The organism is Photorhabdus khanii NC19 (assembly GCF_000517265.1).
Taxonomy (GTDB): domain Bacteria; phylum Pseudomonadota; class Gammaproteobacteria; order Enterobacterales; family Enterobacteriaceae; genus Photorhabdus; species Photorhabdus khanii.
The window spans coordinates 95,363-103,868 of sequence record NZ_AYSJ01000008.1; the positions used below are offsets into that span (position 1 = coordinate 95,363).

Genomic DNA, 8,506 nt, shown 5'->3' on the forward strand with positions numbered 1-8,506 from the left:
TGGCTTGATTGTTACGCCCACCGATACTCTGGGCCACGAATTCTGTTCGGGCCGCTTTCCCCTTTGCCATTGGCGATGCCCCCTTCATTTTCCACTGAACCCAACTTACTCAGTATTTCTGCTTTTGTAGCGCGATGGCCGCGCATTAGAAGAGCATCCAGCAGGTAGCCAGTGAACACCTCTTTACTTGGCATACGGTCAAGCAATTCAACATACTGCTCGTCTGTAAGGTTGTGGATCTCACAATACTTTTCCACCGCCTTTTCATAGGCTTCATTGTAGCCATGAGTAGAAACCCGGAAAGCAATATCCCCATTGCCGTAACCTGGCTTTGTGACGAGAAAGCAAGGTGTAAAGTAGGTTGTCTTCCCCCCCATCCGACTCCTGTTCTCGATACCGATATAAGCTCTCAACCCCTCTGCAATGATGTTTGGCCCGGAGTTACGCCGCCGCTTACAAGTCTTATTCTGGCGCTTAACCTTTTCTGCCTCATCTTCCCACTTTCGGTCTAAGCTGTAGGCCAGCCGATGAGCCGTTGCGTAGGAATACTCTCTCAAGGAGAAGTATTCCTGCCTGTAATCATCCGCGACCCCAATTGTTCGAGCGACACGGAAACCGACAAAACCGGCGTCATGGGTTCCCTCGCCATAGTAAATGACTGCCATTATCTACCTTCCTTACTTCTGATACCGTGCTGTACCACGGTATGGCGACCGCAATTAACATTCAGGTGGTCCCTAACTGCGGCCATAACCGCCGAATGCAATCTGTAATCCACACTTTGCCCAAGCGTTTCTGTTGCTTGTTCTTTTGCCATCCACGACACATCAAAGCTCTCAGGAATCGACATCAGCTCTTGAACCAAATCGACCGATGGCTTGTAAATGCGTCCGCCGTCTTGGATGTACACAGCGTCTTTTACCCCACGGTCCTGAGACTTGAGAATGGTCGGGCAACTGACACTTTCTCTCGTCAAGAATGCTGGCATCCTACGAGATGTTGACTCTCTGGCCTTAATTGACTTTAACCCTGTCACGTCAGTGCAATCTCCGAGGTGCTTCTCGATCACCGGCCACAGCCGTCCACCAGCTCTCTTCTGATGTTTCGGTGGAACGAATCCGGGGAATACCGACGCCACCATGTAATAGCGCTCTCGTCCCTGGTAAGCCCCGAAATCAAGACCGTTCAAAACCATCTCAGTAAGGAAGTACCCCATACGCCGCAGAGTGACGCCCATCATCGCCCCAGCTCCAAATGATGAATGTCTTCATTAAGCAAGATACGCGGGGAGCTGTTCACCAGCGTGTTGAGCGCATGTACTTCACTCAAATTCCGACCAGAGGCCTTGTCTCTGGCTTCGACTGGGCGGTGCTCCAGCACAATCTCAGCTTTCCAGCCAAGCGCCTCCATTACATGAATATCGACCCCACCAGTCAATGCCACAAAAGCACGGAAAGGGCTGGTTTTTCTGAATCGATCAGCAATAGCAAAAGCTCTGTTTGCTACAGGAGTGAAAATAACCCGGCCTTTCCGCATTTCGACGTGGAAACGCTCTGTATAACGAGGGAAGCTCTTATCTATGAGCCCTTGCCCTGAAAACTCAATGACGGTTTCCAGCGGGTTATTGGAGCGACTCTTTGGCTGATACCGACGCTGATAAACTAGGTGTGTCTGTAGCTCATCAGACGCTGGTATCACCGAAAAACCGCCCATACTCTCCCCAGTTTCAACGGCGATGCCCATACCTGGCTTGAACCCCATAACATCCAAAAAGTTGGACGAAACCCTAACCTTGCGTTTATCGCCTACTCGATTGAACGCAAGTTGTTTGGTTACTACGGAAGGGGAGACGATCGGTAACATTGGTCAACCTCTTTTCTTTTTGTTTTGTTCGCGCTTCACCATTGAGCCAGCAGCTTTCAGAAGTCTCTGGTTCTCCGTCAGCTCCTCTTGAAGTTGTTGAGTATCCTCTTCTGTCTGTGGCTTTTTCAGCTCGCTCTCGCAATATTGGACTTCTTCCTGCAAGCTGGCTTTCGCAAATTTGAGTGCCGCCAACCGTGTCGTGTAGACACCAAACGGCAATTCGCCACCTTCCCTGAATTGCTTCAAACACCAACTCGGTATAGATGGCAACCAACCAAAATCCCCGTTCATTCTGGATCTCTTTCCCCAGGTAACACCATCTACCTTTTGGGCCAGATTGACGTAGCGCTGATCGCTGGTTGAGTTACGTTTTTTCTGAATGGACCGAACTATCCACTGAGTAACTTCGACCTTTGCTTTATCGTCATCAGAAATGTAATAAATGGCTGCATACAAAACAGCGTCTTTCCGAATTACTGATGGTGGGTATGCCTGCGCTTTCATCATTGAGCTTGTTTTCGTTCATTTTCGTCCTCGGTGATCAGTTCGATAAATTCAATGGAGTCCATGCTTACATGACTGATAGTAGCTTTCAGGCCACAGCAGTCGCATGGTTCTAAGGTCAGCCCTGAGCCCTTGGGAGACTGATGCGTGACCGTTGCCACAGCCCCTAGAGGAATCAATCCCCAGCCGTTTTTCAGTACCCGAGTAGTTCTGACCAGCCGACCTTTGTACTCTCGTTTCAGTTTCGGATGCGGCACTACCGCATATCGCTTACTCATTTCCGTCCCCTTGTACCATAGGCTCGACAACCAGCGCTTGAGCTTCGTCCCAGTCGGACACCTTTGCATCACCAAACGCAAAGGCAATTCGCATAGCCACTGTCGGCCTGCCTATTTTCATCAAGTAAGCCGCAGCACCGGCACACATCGACTCTTGTCCCGATGGCGCATAGTTACCATCTTCATCCCATTCACCACCTGACTTTGAATGCACGGTCTTGTGGCAATGAAACGTCGTCATGTCGTTTTCAACAATGTCGTTGATGATGCCTTCTAATCGTCCAGGGGTAAGCTCGATAGCCCCCTCCTTCCGGAATGGACAGTTGGCGCAAGGTTTCTTCAAACGGAGATGATTTGCTTGCTTTGGCATACACACCACTTTCACAGGATCATTTTATGATTCTATGATATAGCCATATTCCGTGTAGTCAATATCTCACTAACAATTACTTTCAATAGGACGCCGACACGCCCATTTTGGGAAGAAGAACAAGTTATTTGGAGGTAGGGCTCACGCTAGATTGGGGATGTGAATACTTTCACATGTGAAAGCTCATCATTCTTAGTATCGTTTTATTGTCTATTGATATTATTTTATGATGCTATAATAATCATAAATAAGGGCCGCATCGCTCTTCGACCTTCGTTGCAGCCCTTACAACACAATCAAGCAAATAAGGAGCTTTGTTATGCTGCAAGGCAATTTTAACACGAATAAGCGCATCCCGCTCGTGGCGTTCATGAAATGGCCGTTGGCGAAACGTCAGGACTTCATAGACCGGGAAATGTCCGGGTGTCCTGACTTTATCAAGACGTCTTTACTTCGGCACTAAGGCGATCAGGAAAGCAAAGAACCTCGCTTCGGCGGGGTTCTTCGTTTCTACCTATTGAATGTTTCGTCAGAACAAACTGGAGCGCTTATGTCACCAGAAACACAGCAACTTACATCCAAGGCTTTATCTCTCATTGAGCAGTCCCGTTACCGAATGGGCACTTCTCGGTTTGTTGAGGCCTTTATCGACCAATGGGCTTATTTGCAGACTGGCCTATATCCAGCCAAGGAGGAGATCCCGGAGGAACTACAGACGGTCGCCTTCGAGCTTTCCCATGTCCTGTCTACGGCAATGAAGCGTGATCCCACCAGCGATGTTCTTGGCTACGTCCTGAGCATGTCTGGCTTCCACAAGAAAGGCACCAACTACTTCCCCACCCCTCCAGAGATTGGCCGCTTGCTGTCACTCATTGTTGGCTCACAGTCTTCGGCAGACTTCTATGAGCCTTGCTGTGGCTCTGGCGTCAACGCCATTCACTGGATGGAAAACCTGATCGAGAACAAAGGCCCAGAGGCCTTGGCCGAAACCTCAATCTACCTGGAAGACATTGATCCATTAATGGTGAAGTGCTGTATGCTCCAGCTCTTCCATTATTTCGAGTCCCGTGATGCCACGCCAAAAACGCTGAGTATCGTCGGCATCGACACCCTAAGCAGACGAACCAAGAATATCGCCTACTTCGCTGAGAAAACTCCAGCATCCGCCTCCACCGTGGCCGCATAAAAATCTATGGTCACCCCCGTTTTTGCAAACACAAATTTTGATGTATGATGGGCTTGCTTAAATCTATTCGGCATCTAATGCTTGCCTAAATCAATACCAATAAGGGTTATATTATTCATGATGGCCTCTTCCCAAAGAAAAACACCCTGTCAGCATACCGCTCACAGGGTGGGGGTGACCATCTCATTAACCCGCCATCAGGCGGGTTTTCCATTCAATGCTCTGCTCTATGGCACCTTACAGCTTTCCGTACCGGTTCAAAAACGAAGACCTGTCTAAGATCCCCCAATCTGTCAGCATGTAGTAGCCGGTGGCACCCCGTTCGCCGGTTGACTCCCTGACGAATAAAATGTTCATTCCGAACTCATCACGCAAAGCAGCCAACTGCCTCTTGATTGTTGATTCAGGAATATTTGTCGCCTTGTGAAGGTCCTGGAGACTTGGTTTCTCCGTTTTAGACAGGGCATTCACCAAAGCAAATTTTCTCTTCATGTCCTGTGAGATCTTCATATTCACCTGTTCTTGACAGGCCCACCCTTTTTGGCTGGGCCTCCTTTGTTAGCCTTCGACACTAAGGAGTTCAATGTCTGACACAGGCACATGAACATGCTTTTCCTTTCCTTCACTATCGAGCGTTTTGACCCAGACAGTAGATGGAACCAGAGCAACACGGTCTGTCATGATGACTCCGCGTTTAGTTTCACCGTCCAGGTTAACGTTGACAGCAATAACCAAACTGTCGGCTCGGACATTCTTCCACTCTTTGTCCTTCGGCAGAGGAGGAAGAGCATCACCCCCTTCATCATCTTTGTTCTTTCCGCTGTTAATAGGCTGCTGGACTGGCTCTTTGTCCTCTTCATCGCGCAAAGGGTCCAAATCATCGTCATTCAGTCCATCATGGTCTGAACCATCTTCCAACCCCTTCTGGTTATGGTTCTGCTCGGCATTACCCAGTTGTTCCTCCGTACCATTCCCGTTTGAGTTTAGGGTTTGGTCATCGGTATTTCCATCACCAGGCTCGTCATTGTTGCCGGAGCCAGTCAGAGGGCCTTTTTCCATTTCTTCTTTGATGCGCTTGGCATCATTCAGAAGCTCACGACTTTGTTTCCGGGTGATCCCGTCAGACATAGCCACAGCACAGACGGCCCGGCAGCGTTCTTCGTTCATGTCGAACAAAAGACGAAGATTATTCAGGGTTTCTGTGTCAGAACATATTTCATTATCGTACAACTCGCGCACACAGTCAGGTAGCTTTAGCAATGACAAATGCGTAGATACGAAAGTGATGTTTTTCCCGAGGCGATCAGCAATGTCTTTTTGCTTCCAACCGTCTTCGATAAACAGATTCAATGCCTCGGCTATTTCTACCGGCGTTAGGTCATCTCTTTGGATGTTTTCGATCAACTCACCAGCAGTTTCGTCCAGATTATTCTGGACCTTATCATTGACAACTAGGTCGATAGTATCAATACCAGCATGTTTACATGCTCTCCAACGACGCTCCCCCTTCTGGATGACGAACTTTCCTTCCTCATTCTTCGGGAACACGATGATAGGAGACTGCTGCCCCTCGGTCAGCATAGTCGCTGCCAACTCTTCAATGTTACGGAAGCGCTTACGCACCTGAACTTTGGAAACAACGTCGTCAACTGGCACTGTAAGAACTTCTTTACCTTTCTTGCCTTTGGCGGCTTTAGCAAGATCCGACAGGCCTCTCAAATTATTTAATGCCATCGTTTAGCCCACCTTCTCTAAAATTTCTTCTAACACCGCCTCAACCTCTCTGGCCGCGACATGTCCGTAACGCAAATCCCAAACAGGTATCCCATCCGTGGTTGCTGTATCTAATGGTGGACGGTGCATAATTTTGTTTTTAAATAAAAAATCTGGTATTTCTTTTTCCAACTTATGCAAAGACTTAGCGTGATTAACTGATCCATCCATATCATTTATAATAATTCCAAGAATGTTCAAATCAGAGTTATACGCTTCTCGAACACCAATTATTGTATTTAAAAGACCTTCAACACCGTCAACAGCGAAACCTGATAGCTTCACTGGACATGCCACATGGGTGGACATGACCAACGCAGCCACCAGCTTTCTGCCGAGGCTAGGCGGACAATCAATCAGCACGTAGTCGTAGTTCTCAAAAAGAGCAGCCAAATGGCGAGCCGGGTTCATTGCTTGATCGAGAGGCACTGCCTCCATTTCAAACAAATCCGGATCGTTCTTCGGTGTATGAATAAGGTCAGCACCACAAGGGCAGTGCATAACATCAATGCCGTCCAGCTCGTAAGCGAACAGCTCAGCGGTTTTTGTTCCAGTGAGGATAGGCTCATAGTCTCCATCCTCCAGCTCTCGTCTGGGGGCCAGTCGAGAGGATGTGTTCCCCTGACCATCCATATCCAAGACCAGCACTTTCTTTTTCTTCTGTAACGCCAGATAAAAGGCCTGTTGGATACAGAGGGTACTCTTCCCCACCCCGCCTTTCTGGTTGGCGAAGCTGATTACTTTTGCCATACCCACCTCAATTTTGGTTTCTTGTAGGTGATTTATACCACCCCCAAACTTTCACATGTGAAAGATTGTACATACCATAAAATGATACTGCAATATCTAATTATGGTTCTGTTAAAACAAACTTGAAACAAAAAACGGCCATAAAGGCCGCGTTTTTACAAGGTTTGTACTGTCAGCGCAGTTTCTGGGCTGCCCCAAGCCCATTCGCCAATAACTGCTTGGCAGTGCAGAGCCTCGTTCCGGCGTGAACCATTAACCATTACGCATGGCAGCGTTTCTGTCAGCCAGTGGACTCTATGCCATTTTCAAAAACATTGAGTTCCAAACCACGGAGCTGCTCACCGGCTTCGCCAGTAGTAGAATCAGTAGTTAAGAGCGCATCAATAACATTTTTAACACCGTGCAGGGCAGCAAGTGCTTTTAGATAGTTTTGTCCTGGATATTTTGCACCATAGGTCTCATTAAGTGGAATATATGAATACCATGTATGCCAATTTGGCTCACTGCTGTTCTCTATGACATGCGAGTCATGAACTGCCTGTGCAGTAGTTGGTTCAATCGAAATCGCCCACTCCCAACCATCAGTACTTAAATTAATTTCCGATACTTTTAAAAAAACCCTAGCTAAAATCGACCAGGGTTATTTATATTATTGATACTCAATGAAATCCTTTTTCTGGATCTATATATGTATATCTATTATCTATTTTTAGGCCAAGTTCATGAGCCAAGGTAATTATTTGAACATATTCTTCTTCTTCAATAGCGACATCATAATCAGCAATATGATCACATAATGTCTCGAATGCCAATATATTTTCAGAGTAGCTAATATACTCTAGAGCAAAGTCTATTAGTGAAGGATCTAATCGATCCTTTAACCTTTCCCCCAATGCTCTAATTTTATCGTTAATCTCCATAATTACCTCTTATTTCTTAATTGGCTTCAATGCAGACGATGCAGGATTATTATCAGGGAATGCTGTGACTATTTTTCCACTAGCGGGTTCATACACCACCCGAACTCTAACATTATCTCGAACTTCCCAAGCAACCCATCTGGCTGGCTTTCCTGCATTTGTATATACTCCTCCAGTTCCTGTTTGAGCGTACCATTGAGTCTTTGGTGATGTGGCTATATCACCAATTTCATGAACAACCTTATCTGCCGTCCAATTCTGAGGGAAAACCGTTTTACCAGGATTTCCAGGGTATAAGTGGCCGCCCTGTGTTGGGCTATCGCCATATAAAATATGTTGTTTTGCCTCTGGTGAAAGAATATCAACATACTTCTGATTTGCTGGGCTTATCGTCCCTTTTATAGCAGTATACTCAGACAGTTTACCACCTGTTTCTGCAACAGGGAGTTTATTAACCGGTAAAAGCACACCAGTAATAACACTACTCAATTGCTCCAGTGCGTTTTGATCTCCCTGATAGGCTTTATTAGCGGTCTCTTTTATTCCGTCCCATGCCTGACCGTTAACCAGCGACTGGAGGGCGTTAGCCGCACCCTGATTTTTCTTCTTCAGATCATTAATGGCTGTATCGCAATAGGCTGCTCCCATCGTACAACTGCCTAATGCTAACGTGGAATCCAGTGCTAGATCGCCTGTAGCAAGAGCGAGATCACCTGCGTCACCTGTTGCCGTTAACACACCATTAACAATCTGGCTGACAGTATTCTCCCCTAATTTCTCCCGGACTTTATTTTTCCAGTACTCCGTACTTTCTTTGACGGATTCTCTCGCCTTATCTCCCGCTAATGAATTATTCTCCACT

The 8,506-nt window shown here is 47.0% G+C and carries 12 protein-coding genes; 1 reads left to right on the forward strand and 11 read right to left on the reverse strand.

What is annotated here, in order from left to right:
- Positions 1-11: 11 nt before the first annotated feature.
- The 6 genes from PTE_RS08755 to PTE_RS08775 all read right to left on the reverse strand — a co-directional run bounded on the left by PTE_RS08755 (position 12) and on the right by PTE_RS08775 (position 3,015).
- Positions 12-665 carry a hypothetical protein gene (locus PTE_RS08755; RefSeq protein ID WP_036845158.1) on the reverse strand — a complete coding sequence of 218 codons (654 nt, stop codon included), beginning with the start codon at positions 663-665 and terminating at the stop codon, positions 12-14.
- Positions 665-1,240 carry a DNA cytosine methyltransferase gene (locus PTE_RS26435; protein ID WP_245219022.1) on the reverse strand — a complete coding sequence of 192 codons (576 nt, stop codon included), beginning with the start codon at positions 1,238-1,240 and terminating at the stop codon, positions 665-667. The genes PTE_RS08755 and PTE_RS26435 overlap by 1 nt, the downstream gene beginning before the upstream one ends.
- On the reverse strand, positions 1,237-1,761 hold the full coding sequence (locus tag PTE_RS26440) for a hypothetical protein (RefSeq protein ID WP_245219023.1): 525 nt from the start codon (positions 1,759-1,761) through the stop codon (positions 1,237-1,239). Before PTE_RS26440 ends, PTE_RS26435 begins: the two co-directional genes overlap by 4 nt.
- A 105-nt stretch (positions 1,762-1,866) precedes the next feature.
- Entirely contained in the window at positions 1,867-2,370 is a 504-nt protein-coding gene (locus PTE_RS08765; RefSeq protein ID WP_245219024.1) for a hypothetical protein, read from the reverse strand.
- The gene (locus PTE_RS25990) at positions 2,367-2,645 is read right to left on the reverse strand and encodes a hypothetical protein (protein WP_036845160.1); all 279 of its coding nucleotides are present in this window, start codon (positions 2,643-2,645) and stop codon (positions 2,367-2,369) included. The genes PTE_RS08765 and PTE_RS25990 overlap by 4 nt, the downstream gene beginning before the upstream one ends.
- Positions 2,638-3,015: a hypothetical protein gene (locus PTE_RS08775; RefSeq protein WP_036845162.1), complete on the reverse strand. Its 378-nt coding sequence runs from the start codon at positions 3,013-3,015 to the stop codon at positions 2,638-2,640. Before PTE_RS08775 ends, PTE_RS25990 begins: the two co-directional genes overlap by 8 nt.
- 550 nt (positions 3,016-3,565) lie before the next feature.
- On the opposite strand from PTE_RS08775, the gene PTE_RS08780 reads away from it, so the two are divergent.
- Positions 3,566-4,201 (forward strand): N-6 DNA methylase, encoded by a 636-nt coding sequence (locus PTE_RS08780; RefSeq protein ID WP_036845164.1) that lies wholly within the window; start codon positions 3,566-3,568, stop codon positions 4,199-4,201.
- A gap of 237 nt (positions 4,202-4,438) precedes the next feature.
- Here the strand turns inward: PTE_RS08780 and PTE_RS08785 are convergent, their stop codons facing one another.
- The 5 genes from PTE_RS08785 to PTE_RS24500 all read right to left on the reverse strand — a co-directional run.
- Positions 4,439-4,711 (reverse strand): helix-turn-helix domain-containing protein, encoded by a 273-nt coding sequence (locus tag PTE_RS08785; RefSeq protein WP_010845935.1) that lies wholly within the window; start codon positions 4,709-4,711, stop codon positions 4,439-4,441.
- A 48-nt stretch (positions 4,712-4,759) separates the two neighbouring features.
- A complete protein-coding gene (locus PTE_RS08790; protein ID WP_425339427.1) occupies positions 4,760-5,920 on the reverse strand; it encodes a ParB/RepB/Spo0J family partition protein in 1,161 nt (386 codons plus the stop codon).
- An 18-nt stretch (positions 5,921-5,938) separates the two neighbouring features.
- Positions 5,939-6,724 (reverse strand): ParA family protein, encoded by a 786-nt coding sequence (locus tag PTE_RS08795; RefSeq protein WP_036845169.1) that lies wholly within the window; start codon positions 6,722-6,724, stop codon positions 5,939-5,941.
- Between the two features lie 659 nt (positions 6,725-7,383).
- Complete coding sequence (locus PTE_RS08800) at positions 7,384-7,644, reverse strand: MafI family immunity protein (RefSeq protein WP_036845172.1); 261 nt, start codon at positions 7,642-7,644, stop codon at positions 7,384-7,386.
- Between the two features lie 9 nt (positions 7,645-7,653).
- The coding region (locus tag PTE_RS24500) for an EndoU domain-containing protein (RefSeq protein WP_209435497.1) at positions 7,654-8,506 on the reverse strand (853 nt) is incomplete at its 5' end.